Source organism: Bacillus sp. Marseille-Q1617, assembly GCF_903645295.1.
Taxonomy (GTDB): Bacteria; Bacillota; Bacilli; order Bacillales; family Bacillaceae_B; genus Rossellomorea.
Genome location: NZ_CAHJXM010000002.1, coordinates 635,355 through 660,591 on the forward strand (window position 1 = coordinate 635,355; position 25,237 = coordinate 660,591).

Annotated in this window: 21 protein-coding genes and 2 riboswitches; of the genes, 11 read left to right on the forward strand and 10 right to left on the reverse strand. The window is 47.5% G+C overall.

Annotated elements, in window-relative coordinates:
* Window positions 1-56 precede the first annotated feature (56 nt).
* The 6 genes from HWX64_RS14580 to HWX64_RS14605 all read left to right on the forward strand — a co-directional run bounded on the left by HWX64_RS14580 (window position 57) and on the right by HWX64_RS14605 (window position 8,782).
* On the forward strand, window positions 57-437 hold the full coding sequence (locus HWX64_RS14580) for a DUF302 domain-containing protein (protein ID WP_175990266.1): 381 nt from the start codon (window positions 57-59) through the stop codon (window positions 435-437).
* Between the two features lie 546 nt (window positions 438-983).
* Window positions 984-2,120 carry a PLP-dependent aspartate aminotransferase family protein gene (locus HWX64_RS14585; protein WP_175990267.1) on the forward strand — a complete coding sequence of 379 codons (1,137 nt, stop codon included), beginning with the start codon at window positions 984-986 and terminating at the stop codon, window positions 2,118-2,120.
* A 302-nt stretch (window positions 2,121-2,422) separates the two neighbouring features.
* Window positions 2,423-2,548: riboswitch (SAM riboswitch) on the forward strand.
* Window positions 2,549-2,766: 218 nt separating this feature from the next.
* The gene (locus tag HWX64_RS14590; RefSeq protein WP_175990268.1) at window positions 2,767-4,062 is read left to right on the forward strand and encodes an O-acetylhomoserine aminocarboxypropyltransferase/cysteine synthase family protein; all 1,296 of its coding nucleotides are present in this window, start codon (window positions 2,767-2,769) and stop codon (window positions 4,060-4,062) included.
* Window positions 4,063-4,218: 156 nt separating this feature from the next.
* Window positions 4,219-5,301, forward strand: a complete 1,083-nt coding sequence (locus HWX64_RS14595) for a homoserine O-acetyltransferase (RefSeq protein WP_175990269.1) — start codon at window positions 4,219-4,221, stop codon at window positions 5,299-5,301.
* Between the two features lie 290 nt (window positions 5,302-5,591).
* Window positions 5,592-7,058, forward strand: a complete 1,467-nt coding sequence (locus tag HWX64_RS14600; RefSeq protein ID WP_175990270.1) for a S41 family peptidase — start codon at window positions 5,592-5,594, stop codon at window positions 7,056-7,058.
* 527 nt (window positions 7,059-7,585) lie between these two features.
* Window positions 7,586-8,782 carry a PDZ domain-containing protein gene (locus HWX64_RS14605; protein WP_175990271.1) on the forward strand — a complete coding sequence of 399 codons (1,197 nt, stop codon included), beginning with the start codon at window positions 7,586-7,588 and terminating at the stop codon, window positions 8,780-8,782.
* A 108-nt stretch (window positions 8,783-8,890) separates the two neighbouring features.
* Here the strand turns inward: HWX64_RS14605 and HWX64_RS14610 are convergent, their stop codons facing one another.
* Entirely contained in the window at window positions 8,891-10,117 is a 1,227-nt protein-coding gene (locus HWX64_RS14610) for a dicarboxylate/amino acid:cation symporter (RefSeq protein WP_175990272.1), read from the reverse strand.
* A 220-nt stretch (window positions 10,118-10,337) separates the two neighbouring features.
* Between HWX64_RS14610 and HWX64_RS14615 the strand changes: the two genes are divergently transcribed.
* From HWX64_RS14615 to HWX64_RS14625, 3 genes are all read left to right on the forward strand, one after another.
* Complete coding sequence (locus HWX64_RS14615; RefSeq protein ID WP_175990273.1) at window positions 10,338-11,462, forward strand: MBL fold metallo-hydrolase; 1,125 nt, start codon at window positions 10,338-10,340, stop codon at window positions 11,460-11,462.
* Between the two features lie 159 nt (window positions 11,463-11,621).
* On the forward strand, window positions 11,622-12,494 hold the full coding sequence (locus HWX64_RS14620) for an ABC transporter permease subunit (protein ID WP_175990274.1): 873 nt from the start codon (window positions 11,622-11,624) through the stop codon (window positions 12,492-12,494).
* Window positions 12,491-13,525, forward strand: coding sequence for an ABC transporter permease (locus HWX64_RS14625; protein WP_254871160.1), 1,035 nt, complete (start codon window positions 12,491-12,493; stop codon window positions 13,523-13,525). Before HWX64_RS14620 ends, HWX64_RS14625 begins: the two co-directional genes overlap by 4 nt.
* 156 nt (window positions 13,526-13,681) lie before the next feature.
* Here HWX64_RS14625 and HWX64_RS14630 read toward each other — a convergent pair whose 3' ends face one another.
* The 6 genes from HWX64_RS14630 to HWX64_RS14655 all read right to left on the reverse strand — a co-directional run bounded on the left by HWX64_RS14630 (window position 13,682) and on the right by HWX64_RS14655 (window position 19,810).
* A complete protein-coding gene (locus HWX64_RS14630; RefSeq protein WP_175990275.1) occupies window positions 13,682-14,257 on the reverse strand; it encodes a TVP38/TMEM64 family protein in 576 nt (191 codons plus the stop codon).
* Window positions 14,258-14,349: 92 nt separating this feature from the next.
* Window positions 14,350-15,264, reverse strand: a complete 915-nt coding sequence (locus HWX64_RS14635) for a F510_1955 family glycosylhydrolase (RefSeq protein ID WP_175990276.1) — start codon at window positions 15,262-15,264, stop codon at window positions 14,350-14,352.
* A 20-nt stretch (window positions 15,265-15,284) separates the two neighbouring features.
* Window positions 15,285-15,971: a response regulator transcription factor gene (locus tag HWX64_RS14640; protein ID WP_175990277.1), complete on the reverse strand. Its 687-nt coding sequence runs from the start codon at window positions 15,969-15,971 to the stop codon at window positions 15,285-15,287.
* Window positions 15,968-17,347, reverse strand: a complete 1,380-nt coding sequence (locus HWX64_RS14645; protein ID WP_175990278.1) for a cell wall metabolism sensor histidine kinase WalK — start codon at window positions 17,345-17,347, stop codon at window positions 15,968-15,970. The genes HWX64_RS14640 and HWX64_RS14645 overlap by 4 nt, the downstream gene beginning before the upstream one ends.
* Window positions 17,348-17,491: 144 nt before the next feature.
* Window positions 17,492-18,799 (reverse strand): cell wall-binding repeat-containing protein, encoded by a 1,308-nt coding sequence (locus tag HWX64_RS14650; protein WP_175990279.1) that lies wholly within the window; start codon window positions 18,797-18,799, stop codon window positions 17,492-17,494.
* Window positions 18,800-18,946: 147 nt separating this feature from the next.
* Window positions 18,947-19,810, reverse strand: coding sequence for a DUF1206 domain-containing protein (locus HWX64_RS14655; protein ID WP_254871161.1), 864 nt, complete (start codon window positions 19,808-19,810; stop codon window positions 18,947-18,949).
* 173 nt (window positions 19,811-19,983) lie between these two features.
* Window positions 19,984-20,214, forward strand: a riboswitch (cyclic di-AMP (ydaO/yuaA leader).
* Between the two features lie 363 nt (window positions 20,215-20,577).
* Here HWX64_RS14655 and HWX64_RS14660 point away from each other — a divergent pair.
* On the forward strand, window positions 20,578-21,234 hold the full coding sequence (locus HWX64_RS14660) for a TrkA family potassium uptake protein (RefSeq protein ID WP_175990280.1): 657 nt from the start codon (window positions 20,578-20,580) through the stop codon (window positions 21,232-21,234).
* 3 nt (window positions 21,235-21,237) lie between these two features.
* Window positions 21,238-22,560 carry a TrkH family potassium uptake protein gene (locus tag HWX64_RS14665; RefSeq protein ID WP_175990281.1) on the forward strand — a complete coding sequence of 441 codons (1,323 nt, stop codon included), beginning with the start codon at window positions 21,238-21,240 and terminating at the stop codon, window positions 22,558-22,560.
* Window positions 22,561-22,634: 74 nt separating this feature from the next.
* Here the strand turns inward: HWX64_RS14665 and HWX64_RS14670 are convergent, their stop codons facing one another.
* Genes HWX64_RS14670 through HWX64_RS14680 form a run of 3 tightly spaced genes read right to left on the reverse strand, consistent with a single transcriptional unit; the run spans window position 22,635 to window position 25,157 of the window.
* Entirely contained in the window at window positions 22,635-23,246 is a 612-nt protein-coding gene (locus HWX64_RS14670; protein WP_175990282.1) for a hypothetical protein, read from the reverse strand.
* Window positions 23,233-24,270, reverse strand: a complete 1,038-nt coding sequence (locus tag HWX64_RS14675) for an ABC transporter permease subunit (RefSeq protein ID WP_175990283.1) — start codon at window positions 24,268-24,270, stop codon at window positions 23,233-23,235. Before HWX64_RS14675 ends, HWX64_RS14670 begins: the two co-directional genes overlap by 14 nt.
* Window positions 24,267-25,157: an ABC transporter permease subunit gene (locus HWX64_RS14680; protein WP_175990284.1), complete on the reverse strand. Its 891-nt coding sequence runs from the start codon at window positions 25,155-25,157 to the stop codon at window positions 24,267-24,269. The genes HWX64_RS14675 and HWX64_RS14680 overlap by 4 nt, the downstream gene beginning before the upstream one ends.
* Between the last annotated feature and the right edge of the window lie 80 nt (window positions 25,158-25,237).

Here is a 25,237-nt window from a genome sequence, read left to right on the forward strand (position 1 = left end):
TGATTGATTTTCTTGAAGAAACTATTCATTGAGAGAAGATGAAGGAGGAGTATTGGATGTTTCATTACACAAAAGAAGTTTCGTTGAGTGTGAAAGAAGCGGCGGAGAAGGTGGAAGCTGCGCTGAAAGAGGAGAGCTTCGGCGTTCTTTGGAATCTCGATCTTGCCGGAAAGCTTGAGGAAAAAGGCCTCGATTTCAATGAGGAAGTCGTGATCCTTGAAGTGTGCAATCCTCATGAGGCAAAGAAAGTGCTCGAACAAAGCATGCTTGTCAGCTACTTCCTGCCGTGTAAAGTCACCGTTTATACTGAAAACGGCACGACTAAGGTCGGCATGGCGAAGCCAAGCAAGTTGATTGAGCTGGTGGATAATGATGAACTTAAAAATATCGCGCTGGACATTGAAGATCGATTGATCGCTTGTATGGACCGGGTATAGGATTGGATGGAAGAGCACCTGCTGCGTTGGCGGCGGGTGTTTTTTGTTTGGGAAGGTGTAAAATGACAGCGAAAGACATAAAAATGGTTGTTTTAGCAGCCGATTCTGTTAACTTCTTTCGGGATGAATCAAATTCAAGGAGAAAACACCTCGATGCACCCTAAAAAAATTTGCTCGGTACAGGGATTCAAGCCACTTTTCATACTTTACGTGCCAATTTAAAAATATACGTGCAAGATTTCTGAAACACATGCAACATTTTAAAATACAAACCAAATTCCTAAAAATACGTTCCACTTGTCGAAAAATCTTTACACCGCTGTAACCTCAGCTCAAAAATTCCAGCCTCCTATACCACCAGTCTCTTCATCTCTATCAAAAAAACCTAACCGTGCTGCAACTCCAGCCAAGCACCCCTAATCCCCTAATAACTCAATGCACTTCAAAAAAACAATCCGGCCCCCGAAACATTTTCCTTCCTCGCAATCTTCTGAATATGATACACTCTTCTAAATACTATCGATTACAAGAGGAAGGATGACATACATGAAATTCACAACGAAAGTCGTACATAGCCAGTTAAAAGGTACCGAGGAAATCCGCAGCAAAACGACGCCAATCTATCAGACTTCAGCTTTTTCGTTCAAATCACTGGAAGAGCTTGAAGGGTTCTATGAAGGAAAATCGCCTTACCTCTACACAAGGACGGGAAATCCGAATACGGATGAACTTGGACAGATGGTGGCGGCCCTTGAAGGTGCACCGGCCGGGGTGGCGACGTCTTCAGGCTTGTCGGCGATCCTTGCTGCCGTGCTGTCGGTGGTACAAACCGGCGATCATATCGTGGCAGCGGAAGACCTGTACGGGGGCACCTTCCATATGTTGAAGGAAGAACTGAAAGGCTTCGGCATCGAGACAACCTTCGTCGACTTCACCAAACGTGAAGAAATCGAACAGGCCATCACGCCGCAGACAAAGCTGTTGTACAGTGAAACGGTGACCAACCCGTTCATGAGGGTGGAGGACATTCCGCAGCTGGTCGAGCTTGCCGGGAAACACAATCTCAAAACGATCATCGATAACACATTCGCAACACCATACCTGCGCCAGCCTTATCTGGAAGGCGTCGATCTCGTTGCCCACAGTGCCACAAAATATATCGGCGGACACAGCGATATCACCGCAGGCGTCGTGACAGGAAAAGAGGAATTAGTAAGTAAGGCCAGGGAAAAAGTCGTCAACATGGGCTCCAACCTGAGTCCGTTCGAGGCATGGCTGACGGCAAGAGGTGCAAAGACGCTCGCCCTTAGAATGGGCACACAGGCCCATAATTCCCTAGTATTATCTGATAATCTTAGAACGAATCCGCATGTGAAAAACGTGTACTATCCAAATAACCTTTCCGATAAAGGCCACGGTGCCATCGTGACAATCGAGCTCGATCCATCATGTGACATCAGTGCATTTTTCAAATCCCTCGGCTGGATCAAGATCGTGCCGACCCTTGCCGGAGTGGAAACGACCGTCTCTTACCCGCTGGGGACATCACACCGCGCCCTGCCGAAAGAAGCACAGGAAAAACTCGGCATAAACACCCATGTCGTACGCATATCGTTAGGTATCGAAGACTCAGAAGACATCGTAACCCAGTTCAACGCAGCAATCGAAAAATCTATCGAGTAAAGTTTGACTTGCATGAATGATGGGCGAACTTTAACTGTTTCCAGCTGTTGGTTGGAGTGCAAGACGAAGACTCCTGAGGGATAAGCGAAGCAGGGGAGACCCCACAGGAGCAAATCTCCGAGGAGGCTCCCCGCTCGCCCGCGGAAAGCGAAGTCATGCACGGAAAACAACTGCGGTTTAATAGCCCAATCTAAATAAAACAAAAAACAAAATAATAAAAAAAATCAGAAAATACCCTTGACGTTGAATGAATCAGCCTTTATAATTCATCTCAACGCACTACTTAAAAGACAACTAAATCGCTCTTATCCAGAGAGGCGGAGGGACTAGGCCCGATGAAGCCCGGCAACCTTCATGTTCGCAGGAACGATCTGCTACCACATGAAAAGGTGCTAATTCCTGCAGGCAGACTGCCTGAAAGATAAGAGGAGGACCCCTATTAAATTAGACCCTCTTCTTAGGAAGGGGGTTTTTGATTTTTCCTCTTCTTTAAAAATTCCTAGCCCAAGGATGGCTGATTCGGTGAAAAGGCAGCCATCACATCCTGCTGTCACCGAGACCGGCACCATCCATCATCAGCATTCAAACACGTTCACCCACAATGCCAGCGGAAACCCAATAAACCAAAAACCAGGAGGAATTCATTATGACAAAATCATTCGATGTTGAAACGTTACTACTACACGGCGGACAGGAACCGGATCCAACAACAGGTTCACGTGCAGTCCCGATTTACCAGACCACATCTTACGTTTTTGATAACAGTGAGCACGCTGCGAAGTTATTCGGACTTGAAGAAGAGGGGAATATCTACTCCCGTATCATGAACCCGACAGTTGATGTCCTTGAGAAGCGGATCGCCCTGTTGGAAGGCGGAATCGGTGCACTTGGTGTCTCTTCAGGGATGGCCGCGATATCGCTGTCCATCCTGAATATCGCGGGAGCAGGCGATGAAATCGTCGCAGCGACGAATCTTTATGGAGGCACATACAATCTATTCTCCACGACGCTTCCAAAGTACGGCATCAAAGTTCACTTCGTCGATCCGTCCGATCCGGAGAACTTCCGCAATGCGATCACACCGAAGACGAAGGCTGTTTTTGCCGAAACGATTGGAAATCCGAGTCTTCACGTGCTGGACATTGAAGCGGTCGCGAAAGTCGCTCATGACAATGAAATCCCACTCATCATCGATAATACATTTGCCACTCCATACTTATGCAAACCGATCGAATGGGGCGCGGACATCGTCATCCATTCAGCCACCAAGTGGATCGGCGGTCACGGTACAGCGATCGGGGGAATCGTCGTCGACGGCGGTAAGTTCGACTGGAATAATAAAAAATTCCCGGGCTTTGTCGATGAAGACCGCAGCTATAACGGCATCCGATATGCAGTCGATGTCGGTGAAGCAGCCTTCATCACAAAACTCCGGGTGCAGCTGCTGCGTGACTTCGGTGCCTGCTTGAGTCCGCAAAATGCGTTCCTTCTTTTGCAGGGTCTCGAGACACTTCACCTGCGAATCGAAAGGCATACGGAAAATGCATTGAAAATCGCCGAGCACCTCGATCAGCACAGCGGTGTGGCATGGGTATCGTATCCTGGTCTCGCACAGCATCCGTCCCACACACTGGCGCAGAAATACCTGAAAAAAGGTGCCGGCTCGATTGTCGTATTCGGCATCAAAGGCGGCAGGGACGCCGGACGCAAGGTTGTCGATAACATCACCCTTTGGTCACATGTCGCAAACGTCGGGGATGCGAAATCACTCATCATCCATCCGGCTTCGACAACCCATCAGCAATTGAATGAACAGGAATTGCGCACAACCGGGGTAACCGAAGAATTAGTTCGATTATCAGTCGGTCTGGAGTCCAGTAAAGACCTGATCGAAGACCTTGACAGCGCCATCGAAGCGGCATTGGCAGCTTCCCCGGTTTAATCCGGGAAGAGTTTTGTCAAAGAACTCAGCAGTGAGGCCGGTCACACGATAAAAGTACAACACATCAGGCCCCATCTGTAATGATAAAAAGGGGTATGGCGGGCTGAACGAAACCCGCCTGCCCAAAAAACACTTACCAAAAAAGGAGGAGACGGAATGGAGAATCCCCACACCCAAACGACCCGATACGAAGTAAACTCCATTACGATCCCATCTCTGACATTAGAATGCGGCTCCACCCTGGAACAGGTGGAGCTTGCTTATGAAAGAATCGGCAGAAAAGACGGTCCGGTCATCCTCATCTGTCACGCTCTCACAGGGAATCACCTTGTAAAAGGGACCCCGGGAAGCATTGGCTGGTGGGACGGACTCATCGGACCTGGTTCGTACCTTGACCCTGATGAGTACACCATCCTTTCTTTTAACGTATTGGGCGGAAACGACGGCAGCACCGGTCCCGGTTCCATCAATCCCTCAACCGGGCAGCCGTATGGAAGGGATTTTCCGAAAGTCACTGTAAGAGACATGGTCAAAGCTCAATATCTGGCACTGAAAGGACTGGCGATCCCTCACCTTCAAGCAGTGATCGGCGGTTCTTTGGGCGGGATGCAGGCATTGGAGTGGGGGATGATGTATCCATCATACGTCGATAAGGTATTTGCCCTTGCCGTCACACCTGCTCTCAGCGATTACGGCTTGGCTTTTAACCATATCGGCATCCAGGCGATCGAATCAGATCCCGATTTTCAAAACGGTCATTACTCCCCGGGAACTCATTTAAAAGGCTTGGAGATTGCGAGGATGGCAGGGATGGTCACCTACAGAACTCCCCAGCTTTTTGACGACCGGTTCAAACGTGAAGAAGCACAGAGTTGTTTCCAGGTGGAGAGCTATTTGAACTACCAGGGGAAGAAGCTCGCAAAACGATTCGATCCGAACAGCTATCTGACACTCCTGAAAGCCATGAACTCGCATGACTTGACTAGGGACCGCGCCTGTTCGATGGAAGATATTGCGCGAAATTATCCCACCGAGCTGATCACCATCAGCTACGAAGGGGACCTCATCTATTCGCCTCAGTATCTGGAAAGCTTCACAAACCAGGTACGGGCAGGGAGGCATTATTTCGTTTCCACTGCCTTCGGGCACGACGGTTTTTTAGTAGAGTTCGAGAAATGGGGAAGCATGATTTCTTCCCATCTGAAAAAATATCAACCCAACCGTGTTGTGAACGGCTAAAGTATCATAACCCGTCCTCCTCCGGCATATAGTTTAATAAGCAAAGACACCGCACCGCGAAGAAGCGCGTTTTTGTGTGGTGTCTTTTTTGTTAAAAGTGGTCCGAGCTTTTTAAAGTGTCCGGCTGCGGTAGTTTGTGATACAGGTCATTCAATGATATTCAACAGGACGAGCCGTCCGTTTTATACATAACGGCGGTCAGTTGATGAGTGACGTGAATATGGACAAACCAACCTTCATGCAGCCGGCGCTTTTCTTATCAGCCATGACAACAAGTTGGAGGGGGAAATATGGAGTTGAGAGGCAGAAAGCTTATCATCACAATTGTGATCAGCATGCTGATCGGGGCAGGCGGAATGTACGGGGGAGTCACCATGTTTGAAGTCACCGATTCAGGGGACGGGCTGACGGAGTTCGAGGGCAATGGAGAGGTGAATGACAAGCTTCATAAAGTGGAAGTGGCCTATGATCTGATCAGCGAGAAGTTTTTTCAGGACGTAAATAAAGGAGAGCTCGTGGAAGGTGCGATACAGGGGATGTTGAAGACGTTGAACGATCCTTATTCGGTGTACATGAACGCCGAGACGGCCTCGCAGTTCAACGATGCCCTCGATTCTTCATTCGAAGGGATCGGGGCTGAAGTCACGATGATGGACGGGAAACTGATCATCGTTGCTCCTTTTAAAAATTCACCTGCAGAAGAAGCGGGACTTAAGCCGAATGACCGTATCGTCAAGATTGACGGCAGCAGCATCGACGGCCTCGATTTATATGAAGCCACTCTCAAGATAAGAGGGAAAAAGGGCACAAAAGTAAAACTCGAGGTGCTGAGGGAAGGTGTTTCGGAACCGATCCAAGTCTCCGTCAAGCGGGATGATATACCGGTCGAAACCGTTCATTCCGATGTGAAAAAAGTGAACGGGACCACAACCGGGTACATCCAGATCACGACGTTCTCCGAGAATACAGCGGTTGATTTCAAGAAGCAGCTGACGGAGCTCGAAAAGAAAAAGGTGGAAGGTCTGGTGATCGATGTCCGCGGAAATCCGGGCGGGCTGTTATCCAGTGTCGAACAGATCCTCCAGGAATTTGTCTCGGGAAAGAAGCCTTATATCCAGATCCAGGAAAGAAGCGGTGAAGTGATGAAATCCTTCTCCAGCAATAAAGAAAAGAAAGCCTATCCGGTCGTCGTCCTGATCGACGAAGGAAGTGCATCTGCATCGGAAATCCTGGCAGGTGCCCTGAAGGAGACGGAAGGGTATCCGCTCATCGGGACGAAGAGCTTCGGAAAAGGCACGGTCCAGCAGGCCGTTCCGATGGGGGACGGCAGCAACATCAAACTGACCATGTATAAGTGGCTCACACCGAACGGCAACTGGATCCATAAGAAGGGGATCAGGCCTGATGTCGCGGTCAAACAGCCGGCTTACTACTATGCCCATCCTCTTCAACTCGAGAAACCGCTGAAGCCTGAAATGAATAACGAGCAAGTCAAGAATGCCCAGGAAATGCTGAAAGGGCTCGGCTTCACGCTCGACCGGACAGACGGTTACTACAGCAAGAAAACAGAGATGGCCGTCAAGGAGTTCCAGATCCAGCAAGGCCTGGACGTGAACGGAGTCATCGACAGTAAAACAGCGGAACACCTGCAGGCTGAAATCTATCAGCAAATACAGAACGAAAAGAACGATCTCCAGCTGCAGGCAGCGATCGAATACGTGAACCGCATTGCTAAGGCACAGACGTCAAACGAATAATCATGTTGGATCGCTTCCCGATACGGGAGGCGGTCTTTTTGTCGTTTGCGGGTGTAAAGGTATGAGGGAAGTTCTGTGTACCAGGTACATAGCGAGTGATTTGTACCTGGTACATCGACCGGGATTTGTACCAGGTACAATATAATGATCAGGTGCCAGGCACAAAAGAGTCGATTTGTGCCTGGCACAAAACCGGCAGATTGTGCCTGGCACCACTCACAATAAATGAGCCAGGCTCAAACAACAAGAAATGAACCTGGCTCAAACCCGCCATTCTGAGCCAGGCACCCCACCCTCTACCAAACCACCCCCCACCCATAAAATCCCCAACCAAACCAGAAAATACGACATCATTTCCCGGGAAAATATCAGGGATGCTGTCGAAAAACCTTTTATTGTACACTGCACATGATGGAAATTTCCCCTATGTAATAGAATCAGAAAAAAATTGCAATAGGTTTTAGCATAGTATTTTGATAAAATATAAGATAACAATCAATCGATAGATTTGAGGGGGTGACGGAACATTGGTAGAGCTTTGGTTATTGGACGTATTGAAAGCATTGGGTAAGTTCATTCTTCACCCGGTTCTGTTTTTATCCGTTTTTTTAGCGGTTTTGACTGGATATTACCGGGTTAAGAGGGAACGCAAGGATTTTAACACAAGATTATTGGACGGATATCATGATACACGTGTTCTATTATCATATGGAATCGCAATAGGGCTGGTGTTTTCTCTGGTCTCAATCGGAGCGGGTCTTGTCATCCCGGTGATCGCCCTTACTCTGATCGGGGCTTTGAGTGTACTGTTTGCCCTTACCAGAAACTTTCATCTTGTTTCTGCAGCCATCACAGTCGGATTTTCTTATTTCCTCCTCGTGACGGTCCGCTATTTCGATTGGGAAATCCCTTATGTACATAGTTATGTGGAAGATTTGAATCTCGGGCTGCTGAGTTCAGTGATGGTCCTAGCAGGGGTGCTCACGTTAATAGAAGGCATGCTCATCAAATTGAACGGCTGGAAGCATACTTCTCCGCGCCTGATTAAAAGCGAGCGGGGATTGAAGGTCGGGGTTCATCAGAGCAAGAAGCTTTGGCTGGTACCGATGTTTGTGCTGCTGCCGACAGGGAATCTGACACTGCCGTTCGACTGGTGGCCGGTGTTCACGCTTGGCACACAGAGTTATTCGCTATTGTGCGTCCCATTCCTGCTTGGTTTCCAGCAGCTTGTGAAAAGCACATTGCCGGAAATCGCGATCAAGCAAACGGGCTCACGGGTATTCTGGCTTGGCGCTTTTATCCTCACGCTTGCTGTTACAGGCTTTTGGGCACCGATGTTTTCGGTCGCCGCAGGGGTCATCGCGGTCCTCGGCCGCGCATGGATTGTGTATCGCCTCCGCTCTTCGGAAGATGCGAAGCCTTATTACTATAAAAGACAGCCAAGAGGCGTCATGATACTTGGCATCCTTCCTCAAACACCTGCAGAAAAATTATCCCTCGCAGTAGGGGAAATCATTCTGAAGGTGAACGGTACAGACGTACACACAGAAAGAGAATTTTATGAAGCGCTCCAGAAAAATGGGGCCTACTGCAAACTCGAGGTCCTCGGGACAAATGGAGAAAATCGCTTCGAACAAGGTGCCCTTTACGAAGGCGATCATCACGAACTGGGAATCCTGTTTGCCGATCAGGATTCAGGGTGGGACCGTCATCAGGTTTCATAATATTAATAAAAAAAAGCTTGCAGAGTCTATGTCTGCAAGCTTTTTTACATATCAAGGCGGTCTGTTCAACTGAAAACACTCCCGGTAAAGGAGCATAAACCAACGAATCTAGACAGACTCAACCTCATCCTTCTCCGTCTTATCAATAATCGCGGTCCCCACTAAATCACCTGTCACATTCAGGGCTGTTGCTCCCATTCCAACCAAAGCATCGATGGCAGTCAAGAGCGCCACCGTCTCCATCGGCAATCCAAGTTGGGCAAAGACGGTCGCGATCATGACAATCCCTGCGCCCGGTACGCCGGCAGTCCCGATCGATGCGAGCGTCCCAATTAAAACGACTACCAGCATCTCGGATATCGTCAACGGTTCCCCGATGACGTTAGCTGCGAAAACGGCTGAAACCGCAATGCGGATCGCGGCACCGTCCATGTTGATGGTCGCCCCGAGAGGAAGACTGAAGCCATAAAGGCTTTTGGACAATCCCAGGTTTTTCGCCGCGTTCAGCGTAAGGGGAAGCGTCCCTGAACTGCTTTGCGTGACAAAAGCAGTGATCATCGGTGTCCGGGCTTGTGCGAAAAATCTGCCCGGTCTGATTTTAAAGAATATCATAAACAGAATATAGAGACCGATCTGAACGGCAATCGCTGCATAAAGAACCAGCACCATATTGCCAAGCGATACGAGCGTATCCATCCCCTGACTTCCGACCGTATTCGCCATGATGGCAAAAATTCCGATCGGCACGTATTGCAATACCGCTTTCATGATGACGAGCGTTGCTTCATTCAATCCTTCAGCAAGCTTGTACACCTGCTCGCCTGCGTCATGGAATTGGTCACTCGATCGTAAATAGGAGATGGCAATCCCGAAGGTAAGAGCGGTAAAGATGATTCCGAGCAGGTTGAACTCTGAAAATGCCGTCACGATGTTTTCAGGAATGATGCTTAATAACACGCTCGTGATTCCAGGGTTTTCAGGTACTTCGAATGTTTCTTTCGTATCCAGCGTCATCCCGGTTCCGGGATCGAATAGACTGGCGCCGGTTATTCCGACAATGATGGCCATCGCGGAAGTCAATACATAGTATAAGAACATTTTCCCGCCCATCCGGCCGAGTCTGCTAACTCTTGTCTGGTTGACCCCGACAATCAGGGTGAACAGAATCAGCGGCAGGATCAAAAATTTAAGCAGCCGGATCAGGATGTCTCCAAGCGGTGTGAGTACAGAGGCATCCTTGCCCAAGACGAGGCCGGCTATGACACCAAGGACGAGGGCAACAGTGATTTTTAAAATAAGTGAAGCATCAAGATATCCCTTCCATATTGCCTTCATCTAAATTCCTCCTTTATTACATAGTTTCCCCAATAGGTTCTATTAGAATCTTCCATTTTAAAATTGTTTTCACATTGATTTAGTCGGGATTTATTAACGATACAACACACTCTTTTGTCTGTCAAAAGACATGTTCGACTTCCACTTTTTACGTTTTAACAATACGGAAGAGGGTATACAACGAGTATGAAAGTACAGCAAAAAAGTAGGAGGAGATTCAATGTCACTTCAACCACTTGAAGTAAAGGACTTAGTCAAGAAAATCATGAAAAAAGAAAATGTCTTCATCCTCGATGTCCGCGGTGAAGACGATTATGAAAACTGGAAGATCGAGGGCGATTCGGTCGAAAGCATGAATATCCCTCTTAAAGAAATCAAGGAAAATCCGCAGAAAGCAAAGGAGAAGCTGCCGGAAGATGGCCCGATCTACGTGGTTTGCGCAAGGGGGATTTCATCCCAGGACGGAGTGGAAATCCTGAAAGAAGCCGGGGTCAAGGATGTCACCCATCTGGTGGACGGTATGAACGGATGGAGCGAGCATCTGGAACCGGTCAAAATCAGTAAACTTCCAGGGGATGGCGGTGCCCTTTATCAGTTCGTCCGTCTCGGTAAAGGGTGTTTATCGTATGTCATCGAATCCAATGGGGAAGCGGCCATTATCGACCCAAACCGCATGACGCACTTCTACACGGACTTCATCGAGGAACAGGGACTGACTATCAAGGCCGTGATGGATACCCATCTGCACGCCGATCATATCTCAGGCGGGCGTGAAATCGCGAAACAGAACGGAGCAGCTTACTATTTTCCTGAGAAAGATGATGAAAGAGTGGAGTTTGAATATACCCCGCTGAAAGACGGGGACGAAATCAAAGTCGGGGATGTGTCAATCAAGCCATTCTACTCACCGGGTCACACGATCGGGAGCACAAGCCTCATCGTGAATGATGAATTCCTGCTCACGGGTGATATTCTGTTCGTCGAATCGATCGGACGTCCGGATCTTGCCGGCAAAGCGGATGATTGGGTAGGCGACTTGAGGGAAACGCTGTATGATCGCTATAAAAATCTTTCCTCGGATTTAACCGTCCTCCCATCGCACTTCGGTGAAATGAGCGAGTTGAATGACGACGGAAGTGTATCGGATAAATTGAACAGCCTCTATGAAAAAAACAAAAAGCTGAACGTGGAAAATCCGGAAGAATTCCGGCATATGGTCACCGATAACCTGCCGGACCAACCAAACAGCCACGAAGAAATCCGTGAAACCAATATGGGCAAAAAACAACCGGATGAAGACAAAAAGAAAGAAATGGAAACAGGACCTAATAACTGTTCAGTGTAATCACTTGCTGAATCAGTCAGTTCAAATATGAACGCGGGCATTTTCTCATATCGGGCAGGCAGCTTCAAAAGCGTCTGCCTGATTTTTTTATTTTCCCTTCCAAACACCCTCTCATTTGGTATAATTTTACTTATGATAGTGTAAACAGGGAGGCATTCAATGAAAATTCTCCATATCTTAAAAAATTTCATTCTATCAGCAGCCGGAATCGTCTTGATGGGCGGGCTGCCGGTTCTCATATCGGGCCTTGCCAATAAAGAATGGCAATGGGGGGCCTATTGGCAGACGGTCAAAGAGATTCTGAAAGCACTCATGCATCCCTCGGCACTCACGTATAAAGTGATCGGGGGCCAGAAGGAGCGGGACTTGTTCCCGTACCTGTGGGAGCCGGTCCAATATTCGCTGACCGTCCTGTTCTCTTCTTTCTTCCTCGCCATGCTGATGGCGGTCATCCTCACGATTATCACCATGATGTTCTCAGAGCGGATCAGGCAATCTATTAAATTCGGTTTCTATCTTTTGGAGACACTCCCCGATCTCCTCATCATTTTGCTTCTGCAGCTCGTCATTCTTTATTATTACAAACAATCGGGAGAGGTCCTGGTTGGAATCGCCGCCACTTATGAAGAAAAAGTATATCTCCTTCCGATCCTGGTGCTGGCGATCCTTCCGACGATTCAGCTGTACCGGCTGACCATGTTAACGTTTGAGAAAGAAGAGAAGAAGGATTATGTGCTGCTGGCAAAATCAATCGGGTTCGGACGATTTTTCATACTGATTGTACATATTCTCAGAAATGCCGTCATCACGGTGTTTTTTCAGTCAAAGAAAACGGTCTGGTTTATGCTGTCGAATTTATTCGTCGTCGAACTGCTGTTCAATATTCCGGGCATCACCCGTTTTCTCATGTCCACCTTGCAGCCGACATTATTCACACTCGCTTTATTCAGCATCTTCATCCCTCTGTTTCTTTTTTATAACGTCGGTGAAGTGGTGCTGTCCCGTAAAGCGAACAGGGGGGAGGAGCTATGATGAAACGGAGTGTTTGGAAGAATCCCTTTTTTCTGACGGGATTTTTGTATATCGCTTTATTGATTCTGGCCAGTTTCCTGTATTCGATGCTGTGGGGGGATGAAATCAGAAGGCTTTATTTTATTTCTGAAAATGGATTTCCCGTTGAGGCAGCACCGATTTCACCGAAATGGGCGTATCCGTTTGGAACAGATCCACTTGGGCTTGATATGCTGGGCAAGATCGTGATCGGTGCCAAGTATACGCTGATCACTGCTTTTATCATTGCGTTCCTGAGGGTGGCTGTCTCCCTGCCGATCGGATTCGTCCTCGGTATCTACCTCGGAAAATATAGAAAATCCATAAACGGCACGATTGATTCTTTCCATTACCTGCCGTTATCGATACTCGCATATTTCCTGCTTCAACCCGTGTTATGGGAGCCGTTTGAAGGATTCACAACGACTATGACGGAAAGGTTCATCTTTGAAATACTTGTGCTGACACTTCTCATCGTCCCGATCATTTCATCACTGTTGGGAAATGAAATATCACTGATTTATAAGGAAGAATTTATTTTGAGCGCGAAAGTATTAGGAGCCAACAAACTGAGAATCATTCTTAAGCATATACTGCCTTCATTGAAAGACAAGCTTGTGATTATGTTCGGCCAGCAAGTCATGCAGACGCTCATCATTTTCATTCATCTCGGTTTGCTGAAACTTTTTGTGGGAGGGACCAATGTGGATTACTCTCCAGTAAAGGACCCGCCCCAATCAATGACCAATGAATGGTCCGGTCTGATCGGCGACTCCTTTCGGTACCTTCAGGGCGCCCCGTGGGTACCGCTTACCCCGATCCTGTTCTTTGCGAGCGCGATGTTCGCCGTCGCCCTGATGATGGAGGGGTACGTGCGCGTGACTGCAGGACATTCTTATTTCCATAAAAAATTCAAGGAGAAGTACAATGGAGCGGCAAAAGAGGGAAAGTTCCATGTGAGTCAGAGTGATTTTGAACGCGTGAAACAACAGGGGAAATCATTAAGCGGATGATTTTGAGCGCAGGATTTTCCCCTTGAAACATCAATCATCTTGTTCAGGTACCTGTGCCCCTGTCTGGTGTACCAGGTACACTTACGCTCTAATGTACCAGGTACAAATAACACATAACAAAACGCCCGGAATCCAATCTTCCGGGCGTTAAACATTTTATCTCCGCAGACGTACATATCGGACCGCTGCATATACAAGCCCCAGCACCGCTGCCGCACTCAGCAAGATCCATGTCCCTTTTGACGCTTCGATTACATTCACCACAATCAAAGCTTCCAGAAGGAGAGCCGGGATTTTTCCCGCCGTGCTCACCACGGCAAAAGCGGCGAGGGGGATGTTGCTGAAAGCCGCTGCCGCTGTTACGACCCCTGAAGGGACAAACGGGACGATACGGAAGATAAACAGCAGGAAAATCCACTCATTTCCTTTTGCATGCTTCAATTTTAAAAAATATCGATTGGTTGAAATCCTATCAAGCTTTGCAGCGGATATCCCTTTCCGGTAGAGAATAAAAGTGACGATGGCCCCGAGCGATTCACCGATGATAGAGACGAGAAGTCCCGTTTCCAACCCGAAGTAAGAAATATTCAAAGCCGTGATGAAAAAGCTCGGAAGCACTCCGGCAATGCTGATCAGAATGTTCACCAATACGCTGAAGACAGCCACTAAGACGGCACTCCCATTCAAATGATTCTCTATTATTTCCTTTATGGTGAGTGCGAGCCAGTCCATTCTCTTCATTCCTTCAACGTGTCTTAATCTGACATCGAAAATTCCATTTCTGTGCTAAGAAGTTTATTTTAACAGACTACAAGCGGCCGGTGCTACTCAATCGTACCCTCAGCCATGATTTCTTCCCATTCTTCCCCGCCATTGGCCGTACGGTAAATATCATTTTTATATGTCACAATCGTAAACTCTGAAGGGTCAGTTGGGTTTTGCGTGATATGCATGATGGGATTATCCTCTTTCAAAGCGGGTGCTTGAAGCTGGGTCTCCTTGCCGCTTTCAAGGTCGAATTCCACCAGTGTGATTTCTCCATTCTCAATGGAAGAATACACCCCTGTTTTTTCCCCTAGAAAAATGCCTGTTGTCATTTTCCCTTCGGTTACTGCATTGAAATTGTCTCCGCCATCTTCAGATAGGAAGAGGCCGTCCCGGCTGGCGATCGCCATCATATTTTTATCGGTTGGATGGACAGCCATGCCGCCGATGCCGGTTGAATCGAATCCAGCCATTTTCTTCTTGCTCCAATTTTCTCCTTCATCCCCGGTTGAATAGAGACCGGCTTCCAGAGTCGAATTAGGTTCTTGATTTAAAACATATACTATACCAGAATCATAGCCGGCTGCAAGATAATGAAAATCAGTTTCTCCGTAGAAAGCAAGTTTCTCCATACTCTTGCCATAGTCGGTACTTTTGATCAGGCCCAAAGGATTTTTCAGATCAGAGCCTTCTTCAGGATGACCGCTTGAATAAAATCCTTCACTGTACGGGTAAAATCCCATATAGTCATGTTTTTTACTGTTCGCTTCAAGCCATTTACCATCTACATATTTAAATAAGCCGTTATGGGTCGCGATGACAAATGACTCTTTATCATTCGGATAGCCCGCTCCGTGGAGATGTTCGATATTCCCGCTTGCCGCCTCTTTGAATGTATATCCTTCTTCTTCAGAAGAAGAGCAGCCAGCTGCGGCAATGCTTGCTGCAGCGATTAGTCCAATCAATTTTTTCATACGATCTCCTGCTTTCCTTTTCATATTTTCCACTGATAGCCGATTCCCCAAACGGTTGTTAAATGACCCTCTATCGGGAAGTCGGCACGTTTGAGTTTGTCACGGAGATTCCTGATGTGAGAGTCGACCGTCCTTGCTTCCGTTGTGGCATTGGCATCCCAGACCATCACGAGAAGCTGATCACGGGTGTAGACACGTTCAGGGTTTTTCATCAGGGATTCCAGCAGCTTGAATTCTTTCATGGTGAGTGAAATCTGCTGCTCTTTATGCCGGAATGTATAGGAGCTGGAATCGAGGGTGAAATCCCCCCGTGTCAGTTGGTGATTTTGTGCTGATGCGAATTCATTATTCTTCCTTCTCAATTGGGCGTTCACACGGGCAAGGAGCTCCTCTTCATCAAATGGCTTTGTGATGTAATCATCCGCCCCGGCATTCAGCCCTTTTACGACATCTTCCTTTGTATCCCTGGCCGTCAGCATGATGATCGGAACATCTGAGAATGAACGGATCCGTTCGCATGTTTCCCAGCCCGACAATTCAGGCATCATGATATCGAGAAGCACCAGGTCGACCGGCTTCTTTTTAACGGATTGAATGGCTTCATATCCATTATTCACTTTTATTATCGAGTAGCCGCCAGGGTTTAAATAAAGCTCCAGCAGCTTCAGCATTCGTGCCTCATCATCTACTAATAAAATGGTGTTCATTCTTCACCCTCCTTATTGGGCATGGTCATAACAACCGTTGTTCCCATTCCTTCTGTACTTGTCAGGGAAATATCCCCTCCATGGGCGTCTACCAGCATTTTGACGATGGAAAGCCCCAACCCTGTGCCTCCAAGTTCCCGTGATCTTGATTTTTCAACCCGGTAGAGACGTTCAAAAATGCGGGGAATCTCCGACTGTGGAATGCCGATTCCTTCATCTCTTATGGCAAAAACCACGGATTGAGCCTGGGATGTGACTTGGAGTCTGGTCACGGAGCCTTCCCTCGAATATTTTCTTGCGTTATCGAGAAGGTTCAAGAGTATTTGTTCAAGCCTGATCGGGTCAGCATGCAGGGTCAGCTCTTCACGGCATTCGACCACAAGCTGAATCCCTTCGCTGTTAAAAGCGGGTGCCATCTTTGTCTGAATTTTACGCAGTAAAGGGCCGAGTTCAACATGTTCTTTCAAAATCGTAAACGTATTTTCATCCAGCTTGGCCAATTCGAATAGATTTTCCACGAGCGCCACGATGGTGCCTGTTTCTTCCTGTATGATCCGCAAGTATTCCTGCCGGTCGTGTTCATCAATATTCTCACGCAGTGCCACATTCGTATATCCCTGCACATATGTAAGCGGCGTTCTCAATTCGTGTGAGATGCTGCCGAGAAACTCGGCACGATCCCGTTTCATCGTTTTTAAATCCTTGGACAGTTTGTTGATCGATGCCCCCAATTCCCCGATCTCGTCATTTCCGAGCCGGGGGAGAGTCACTTCATAATCACCCTCGCTGATTTTTTCAGTGGCTCGTTTCATCCGGATGAGGGGCCTGGTCAGGATTTTGGATAGGGTGAAATGGATGATGATCAGCAGGCATAAACTGGAAATACCGGCAATCAAGAAGTGGGCATTCAGCTCCTTGATCAGCTCGCGGAGGGGTGCTGTGCTTTTAAACATGTACACATAGCCTGACTCGCTGTCTGTTTTGAAGGGAGTGACGGCAGCGAGATAGCGCTGATCCCGGTAATCCGCTTCCAGGATTTCCCCTTCTCTGTCGAGGGAAGAAGGCGTACGCTGCATCAGGTCTCCAAGCTTGGAAGAAAGATCGGTTGAGCTGATGATTTTCTTGTGATTTCTATCTGTGATCAATACTTCCGTTTCTGTTTTTGACTCCATCAGGGCGATATGCTGGAGGGTATTCTGGGAATAGTTATCCTCTAAAACATCACGGTGGCTGTTTCCTCTATATTGAATGGATTTCAGCTCTTCACCGATCCGGTTGTCGACGATTTTTTCATGAAGGTAAAACATCAGAAAAGCTTCCATGATCAACACGACAACCGTAAAGTACAGAGCTAATTTTGTTGAAATTTTATTCACGGAATACCCCCATTCTCATCAATCATATCGTACCTGAATTTTTTGAAGAATTTATGCAGTTTAGTTCATTTTAGCTCTGATGAATCAGGAAAGACAAACGAAGAAAAGACAAGCCCCTAAAATGCTTGCCTTTCCGTATCTGCCTCAATGTCCTCCATGTGCTTCTCCGCTGGCAGGAACGATTTCAAGGGCGTCATCAAGTATGCCTTGTGTCTGATAAGGAATGGCTTCTAAATCGCCGACGATGATCCCGTGATTGTACGGTCCCTCTTGCGGGCTTTCTTTGAAAGCAGGCTTGATTCCCCCCAAAAAGTCAACCACAGGCTTGTTCACTTTCCCGTTCTCGAGCCAGATGAGGGGGGCGTGTTTCCCGAGATGGGAAAAAGGGGCCGCCGGAATGACAAGCTGCGGTGTGGAGGTGGATATGAAAGAAACTCCATGTCCGGGATCTGTCAATCCCCAGCCGAAGCCGGTGTCTTTATCTTTGAATTTGGCGAATTCCACACTCATGGATACGGGATCGGTCCCTTTTATTCTCGTCACGTCTCCATAGACTTTTAATTTCTTTGCGACCTCATCCGTTGCGGCGTCCTTCGCTCCAAGCAGGTAAAGGTTCGCTTTGCCATCCCGCTTTTCCAGTGCTTTCTTCGTTTCCTCAGGGATCCCTTCATCATTCACATAAAGGACCGGTTCAGGCATGTGAGCGATCCAGTTCGCTGCCAGAAGCGAATACGGCTTTGCTTTTTCTTCTGAGGAAACAATGATGATGCTTTCCGGATACTGATTGTCTGTCACCCCGGCATAGGTTTGGTCGATTTCAGCAGCAAACTCCTCAGGGGAGCTTCCTTTCACTTCCTGGATGGCATACCCCTTCAGCTGTTTGCTGACGGAAGCGGGTGCATCTCCCATCACCATGATCTGTGTCTTGTTCACATTACCTTTAGGATTCAATCGTTTGATTTCGTTCATCACGTTCTCGGGTATCCCTTTTTCGTTATAGTATAAGACGGGTCCGTTGTTTGGGTGGTGGATAAGGTCCACAGCGGCCAAACCGATTTGCCAGTTGTTTTCCGGGATCAGGATGACCGTGCCGGGCTGGCTGTTCTTGTGAGTGGACGGCCAGATCATCTGGGAAGTAAGGATGGATGCTGCGGACGCCTCACTCGTATTCAATCGGGTGCTGTTTTTGGTCATGAGAGTTTGCAGATTCCGTGAGGCTCCTTCATTAACATCATCGGGAAGCTCATAGGATTGATTCTTGTCCATTTCTCCGAAGATGTCATCGGAATGTTCGTGATCTTCCTGGTGTCCATCGCCATGGCTGTCCCCGTGGCCGCCTTGGGAATGCTCCATATTTTCGTGGCCGGATTGTTCCTTGTTATCAAGATCGTTGCTGCATGCCGAGAGAAGAAACATGAGGGATGTCATAATTACAATGGTTTCTTTTTTCATGAGAGGTACCCTTCTTTCATTGTTTATAAAAGGTAATATATCTAAAATTAAAGCAAAATGTATGCACTCAATAGTAGTGTAATAAAATTGTCAAAGAAAAAACAGAGCCTGATCATTTCAGGCTCTGCCGACTATCTATCTATTTCATCAATACATACTCAAATGTCGATTCTTCCCTTTCAAAATCTGATAAACTCCGTAAAAGAACAACCCAACCGCAACAGCGGCAAGAATCCACTGCCCAAAGGGCTGCTGGGCGATCTTTGATAATGCCCCGTCAAGGCCTTTCGTTTTATCGGGGTCTGCGGTGATGGCTGTCTGGATGAAGAAATAACCAATCAGCAGGAAGACGAATCCGCGGGAGTATAATCCGAGTTTTCCAGCTTTTTTACCCAGCTGCCACTCTTTATCAGACATTTCGTGCCTCTTGAAATATTTTGTGTACGTTTCCTTATAAGCAGAATACATTTCGTAAAGTGCATAGCCGATGATGATGGCACCGACGATTCCGACGATCCATTGTCCGAAAGGCTGTGACAGCAGCTTCGCCGACAGGGACTGTTTGGATCCAGATCCCGAACCGCTTTTAGCATGCATGGCAATCATGAAGGCATTGTAGGAAAGTGCACCATATATGATGCCGCTGATGAAGTGAGTAAGTCTTCTGAACGCTGATTTCATCAAGTTGTCTGAATGACCGGGATCTTTGAACGCTTCGATGAAACTCCACATAACGATTCCGATGATCCCGAACCCGACGATCCATAACAGCACCTCACCGAATGGAGCCTGTGCAACCGCACTGAATGCTCCGCTCGAATCGGACATGCTCCCGCCGACCCCTAAAGCAGCCATAAGCGCCAGCGCTCCGATCATCAAATACACACTTCCCCTTGAGATATATCCGATACGTGCAAATCCCCTGATCCAGGGCTTGATATCCTGAGAGGAGGATGAGTTTTGACTGCTTGTGATTTTTGATGCAATTGAAGAAAAATCCGCCATATCCATTCGTCCCTTCTAGTACTTCGTTCATATTACTTATGTAGGATTTTCCCCATATTATTGAATGGGAAACCTCCCGCGGTATGAAAAATATCTTCCATTTTTCTGAGAAGGAATTTTTACAAAAAAGTTATTTACAAGAATCGGGGCGAGGAGTATGATAACTATCATCAAACAAATATTCTTTATCGCTTAATTCAATTTGAAGCGGGGGACCCGAGTTACAGGGGTGAATCCTCATCGCTGCCCAGATCAACTGAATAAACCTCCAGACATGGGACGGTACACCTATTGGGATGCCGATTGATGCTTGGGATTTATCGAAAAGTTGCTGTGCGTGGGATGGGGTAGGGCTACTTCCATCGCCCGAATCCGTCAGCTAACCTCGTAAGCGTAATGGGAGAGGATGATACTTGTGATCAAAAATTGACGACCACAGGGTGTATTCCTTGTGGTCTTTTTGTGCTGTTTTTTTACTATGGTCATTCAATACCGCTGTTAATTTCCGTGCAGGACTTCGCTTTCCGCGGGTAGCCCGTGAGCCTCCTCGTCGCTTCGCTCCTGTGGGGTCTCACATTAGCTGCTTTTCCCGCAGGAGTCTGCGTCCTGCACTCCAATCAACAGCCGGGGTCAGCAAAAACACTTAGGCGTTTTTAAAAATGAAGGATATTTCGACAAATCTCATCTCCCGCTTGTGCCAGACTTGCAACGGCAGCGGAGTTGAATAACATCAAATGGTTAAGCTAATAAAAAGGTTTTGGAGGGTACTCATCATGAAGAAACAATTTGCAGTCATCGGATTAGGACGATTTGGAGGAAATCTTGTACAGGAACTTGCAGAACTCAATGTAGAAGTGCTCGCCATCGATATTCACCATGATGTCGTCCAGAAGTACCAGGACGTTGCCACTCATGCCGTCCAGGCAAATGCGATGGACGAATCGGTACTGAAATCACTCGGTCTGCGGAACTTTGATCATGTCATCGTTTCGTTCGGCGAGAATGTAGAAGCAAGCATTTTGACGACGCTTCAATTGAAAGAAATCGGCGTCAAAGAGGTGTGGGTCAAAGCTTCGAATGCGTATCATCAGAAGGTGCTCGACAAGATCGGGGCCGACAAAGTCATTCATCCGGAACGAGACATGGCAAGAAGGATTGCCCATCACATCACGTCTGAAAAAATTATCGATTATATAGAAGTATCGAAGGAACATAGCATTGTCGAGGTTCTCGCTACAAAAAAAGTGGCCGGAAAAAATCTGATGGAACTGGATGTGCGCGCGAAGTACGGCTGCAATATCATTGCCATCCACCGCGGTGAAGAAGTCATCGTGTCTCCATCAGCGGACGAAGTGATTCAAAAGGAGGACCTTCTGATTGTGATCGGTCATAACCGTGATATTAATCGCTTTGAAAAAGAAGGTGTATAATCCATGAAGAAGAAAGCCATACAATGGACCCCGCCGCAGCTGCTGGTGGTCACATTCATCTTTTTCAGTACGCTCGGGATGCTCCTTTTAAAGCTTCCGTTTGCTACAGTGGAAGGCATTACGATGCTGGATGGCTTATTCACATCGGTCTCTGCGATGACGGTCACCGGATTGATCGTCGTTGATACAGGCAGTGTGTTCACGCTGTTTGGTGAGGTCGTCATCATGTGCCTGATCCAAATCGGGGGTCTCGGCATCATGTCATTTGCCGTCCTGATCTTTATGATGATCGGCAGGAAAATAGGTTTCAAGGAGCGGCTCTTGATTCAGCAGGCGTTGAATCAGACCTCTGTCGGGGGTGTCATAAAGCTGGTGAAGTATTTACTCGTCTTTGCCTTTTCGGTCGAAGCAGTTGCGTTTGTGCTGCTTGCAATGGAGTGGGTGCCTGAGTATGGATGGAGCAGAGGCTTGTATGTGAGTTTATTTCATTCGATATCCGCTTTTAATAACGCGGGGTTTTCCATTTGGCCTGACAGTCTGATGGGATATGTTGGGAATCCGACTGTGAATATCGTGATTTCGTCCCTATTCATCATCGGCGGGATCGGATTTACCGTGCTGGTCGATCTATATAAGAAGAGATCGTTCAGGAAGCTGTCACTCCATACGAAAATCATGCTGTGGGGGACGTTGATCATCAATACGGCAGCCATGATCATCCTCTTCATCCTGGAATACAACAACCCTAGTACACTCGCGAATCTGTCCTTGTTCGATAAGCTGCAGGCTGCTTATTTTTCTGCAGTGACGCCGCGTACCGCAGGATTCAATTCACTAGATTATGCGAGCATGGAACGGGATTCCATATTGTTGACCATCCTGCTCATGTTCATCGGGGCAGGAAGCGCGTCGACCGGCGGGGGAATTAAGCTCACGACATTCGTGGTCATATCACTCAGTGCCTTTGCATTCTTAAAAGAGAAACGGGAAATCCGCCTGTTCCGCCGCACGATCAGCGAGTTTCATATCTTTAAAGCTCTCGCTGTTTCGATGATGAGTGTATTTCTTGTGTTCACGGCATTGTTCATCATGAACATCAGTGAAAAAGGGGCTGATTTCCTGCCGATCCTCTTCGAAGTCGTATCGGCATTCGGAACCGTCGGCCTCTCGATGGGCATCACAGGCTCCCTTACCGAAATAGGGAAGAGTGTCATCATCGTCGTCATGTTCATCGGGAAGCTCGGACCGCTGACGCTTGCATTCTCATTATCAAAACCGGATAAGGAAAAGATCCGATATCCGAAGGAGGATATCCTGACTGGGTGATTCCTTACGCAAAAAAACCTGTGCTTTTTATCGGCACAGGTTTTTTAATGTGTTGGAGGAAATGTCGCGATCCATCACGAAGGCCTCGATTTTTCCTGAGTCTCATGCAAATCCCATTTCCCTCGATAATAAAATCCGCCATCCTCGATATTTGGAAGGGCGCCGTATAGTGCGATTCCGGTGAATTGGGATTGGTCGACCTCATATTGAAAGACCCCTTCGCCAGGACCGATGTTTTCCCCGGTTTCTCCATAGAGATCTTTCACGGGCTGAGGCTGCAGTTCCGGCCTGAATTGAACGGATACCTGATATCGCTTTTCAGGCTTCTCCCGTTTCATGACGATCAAGAAGGATCCATCATCTTCCACTTCCCCTGTTTGTGAGATCTTAGACTCATCCACTGGATCGGCTTCCGCATTCATGACCTGCTCCAGCGTCACTTCATCCGGGTATTCCTTTAAACTCGCTTCGATGACTGACCCCTGGGGTAAATCCGTCACTCCGCGAAACACCAATTTATCTTTGCTGAATTGCATGGTGGACTGCAGCGAAATCTGTTCTTTTCCCTTTGCTTCAGGTTCCTCTGCGGTCTGTTTCAGTGATTCATCGACCAGGACGACACGGCAGCCTGATAAAAGAAGAAGAAGGGAGAGTGATAAAACAGTGACCAGTCTAAATGGATTCATGCTGATTCCTCCCTTGAACGAAATGAAAATCCTCAATATTCTGCTTAGAAAGGACAGTAGTTGTTTGCTCTATCTTTTTTCTCCGTCTTCCCCTGATCATATGCCCCTCGATCAGTACCTGCCTGAGGACGGAGCTGATCTGATTCACGCAATAAATCGAAACCGCAAAAAACAGCAAAGGTGAAAGTAACAGCATCGGTTTATTGAAGATCTGCTGAATGTTGATGCTCATCGTTGCAGCCCATTCATTTGTGACAGAAAAATACTGAGGGATGTACTCCAGAACCCCGAAATTTTCTGTGATCAGTCCTCCCAATGTAATATGCAGGATCCCGAGCTGAACAAGGAGAAAAAGCGTCTGTGCGAGCTGTTCGGAAAACAATACGATCGACTGGCGGCTGAAATACGGCCACAAATGCCTGCGGATCAACTGGATGCGCCCCGCCCCCATCGTCCGGGAAGCCGCCACGAAATCCTGTTTCAAGAAGTCATGCATCCCCTGTCCTACGTACATTCCTAGCGATGGAATGACAATCAATGAAATCACGATGACTTCGATGATCAGGAATCTGAAGGATGGAAGGGCCCCCCCTGCGAATGCGAGTTGAAGGGGGTACAGCAGGATATAGACCACAATGGCAAGCGGTATGAAATTGAATGTGTCCAACAATCCTTTTGCACCTGCCCGGAACCAGCGGGGAAGAAAGGCATACAGCACCCCTGTGATAAATCCGCCGGCCATTCTCAACAAGGCGATGGCCATCGCCGATAATAGGGTGTATTTAGCACCCGCCACCAGGATGATGAACATATTCCTTCCGAGTTTATCGCTCCCGAGCGGAGGCATTTCGGAAAGGGAGTATGGGGGTGCGGCAATCACCCTGCCAGTCTCTTCATCGGTCATATAAGATGGACCGGACTCTTGAAAATCCGGATCCAGAACCGGGACCAGGTAGCTTCCGATGATCATGGCCAGTAAGATCAGCAGCGGAATCCAGAAACGATAAGACCTGAACACACTCATGCTTCCACCTCCTCATGGATGCCCGTATATTTTGTAATAAAGAGCTGCCCAAGACTGAATAAGATGAAGAAAGGCACATAAATCATGAGCATGCCGATAAAGAATGCACTCGGCTCACTGACGGCAACCGATAACATAGCCACCATGAATCCATTGATGTTAAAGAGGATTTCAATAATCAACAAATTCGAGAGCATGAGCAGGAAGATCGGTTTTATATGATAGTAGAAACTGATCCACACATTCCTGAAAAGATGGACCCAAAGGGTGTAGGCCTTGGAAAACCCTTTTGATAAAGAAAATTCCACGTACGGTTTATCGCCTTCTTCACGCAGTTGAAACAAAAAATTCTTGATCAAAAAGGCGATCGGCATCACGGCTAAACAAATGATCGGCAGAACATAAATCCTTTCTTCTCCGAGTGCATACATATCGAAAAAAAGAATACCGGTCTTTTTAAACAGCCAAATGATAAATAACTGCAGGATCACTACCACCAGTACATCAGGCAGGGAATCGAACAGATCAAGAACTTTCAAGAAAAGTCGATGTACCCTGCGAGGCAGAAGCATAGATACATAACTTAATAGAGCAGCGCTCACGACAGCAATGAGAAAGGCTGCCGCCAGCAGCAGGAAAGAATAGCCGAATAATTTTAACAGCATCGGAAAGATCGGATAGTCCTTCCCGTCCGCTTCCAAACGGATCAGGATATTTCCGGGGTCCAGCAGATCCTTTAGAATCAGTTCCAGCGTATGCAGGTATTTAGCAATATGTATGACGAGTTCGTGATCGTACATAAGCAGTGACCCGGCACCGCTGAATAGAAATAAACCCAGACATGTAAGGATGAATTGAACAGGAAGCCTTAGAAGTTGTCTTCTCATCGGGGCCCCTCCCTTAATATGGTGATTACAATTTCATTACAAACTTTTCAGAATATTTACCCACTACACTATACCACTTC

What these genes read in the sequence shown, in the direction of transcription:
- HWX64_RS14580 (WP_175990266.1), top strand. Translation starts at nt 57, where the DNA reads ATGTTTCATTACACAAAAGAAGTTTCGTTGAGTGTGAAAGAAGCGGCG.
- HWX64_RS14585 (WP_175990267.1), top strand. Translation starts at nt 984, where the DNA reads ATGAAATTCACAACGAAAGTCGTACATAGCCAGTTAAAAGGTACCGAG.
- HWX64_RS14590 (WP_175990268.1), top strand. Translation starts at nt 2,767, where the DNA reads ATGACAAAATCATTCGATGTTGAAACGTTACTACTACACGGCGGACAG.
- HWX64_RS14595 (WP_175990269.1), top strand. Translation starts at nt 4,219, where the DNA reads ATGGAGAATCCCCACACCCAAACGACCCGATACGAAGTAAACTCCATT.
- HWX64_RS14600 (WP_175990270.1), top strand. Translation starts at nt 5,592, where the DNA reads ATGGAGTTGAGAGGCAGAAAGCTTATCATCACAATTGTGATCAGCATG.
- HWX64_RS14610 (WP_175990272.1), bottom strand. Translation starts at nt 10,117, where the DNA reads ATGAAGGCAATATGGAAGGGATATCTTGATGCTTCACTTATTTTAAAA.
- HWX64_RS14615 (WP_175990273.1), top strand. Translation starts at nt 10,338, where the DNA reads ATGTCACTTCAACCACTTGAAGTAAAGGACTTAGTCAAGAAAATCATG.
- HWX64_RS14620 (WP_175990274.1), top strand. Translation starts at nt 11,622, where the DNA reads ATGAAAATTCTCCATATCTTAAAAAATTTCATTCTATCAGCAGCCGGA.
- HWX64_RS14625 (WP_254871160.1), top strand. Translation starts at nt 12,491, where the DNA reads ATGATGAAACGGAGTGTTTGGAAGAATCCCTTTTTTCTGACGGGATTT.
- HWX64_RS14630 (WP_175990275.1), bottom strand. Translation starts at nt 14,257, where the DNA reads ATGGACTGGCTCGCACTCACCATAAAGGAAATAATAGAGAATCATTTG.
- HWX64_RS14635 (WP_175990276.1), bottom strand. Translation starts at nt 15,264, where the DNA reads ATGAAAAAATTGATTGGACTAATCGCTGCAGCAAGCATTGCCGCAGCT.
- HWX64_RS14640 (WP_175990277.1), bottom strand. Translation starts at nt 15,971, where the DNA reads ATGAACACCATTTTATTAGTAGATGATGAGGCACGAATGCTGAAGCTG.
- HWX64_RS14650 (WP_175990279.1), bottom strand. Translation starts at nt 18,799, where the DNA reads ATGAAAAAAGAAACCATTGTAATTATGACATCCCTCATGTTTCTTCTC.
- HWX64_RS14655 (WP_254871161.1), bottom strand. Translation starts at nt 19,810, where the DNA reads ATGGATATGGCGGATTTTTCTTCAATTGCATCAAAAATCACAAGCAGT.
- HWX64_RS14660 (WP_175990280.1), top strand. Translation starts at nt 20,578, where the DNA reads ATGAAGAAACAATTTGCAGTCATCGGATTAGGACGATTTGGAGGAAAT.
- HWX64_RS14665 (WP_175990281.1), top strand. Translation starts at nt 21,238, where the DNA reads ATGAAGAAGAAAGCCATACAATGGACCCCGCCGCAGCTGCTGGTGGTC.
- HWX64_RS14670 (WP_175990282.1), bottom strand. Translation starts at nt 23,246, where the DNA reads ATGAATCCATTTAGACTGGTCACTGTTTTATCACTCTCCCTTCTTCTT.
- HWX64_RS14675 (WP_175990283.1), bottom strand. Translation starts at nt 24,270, where the DNA reads ATGAGTGTGTTCAGGTCTTATCGTTTCTGGATTCCGCTGCTGATCTTA.
- HWX64_RS14680 (WP_175990284.1), bottom strand. Translation starts at nt 25,157, where the DNA reads ATGAGAAGACAACTTCTAAGGCTTCCTGTTCAATTCATCCTTACATGT.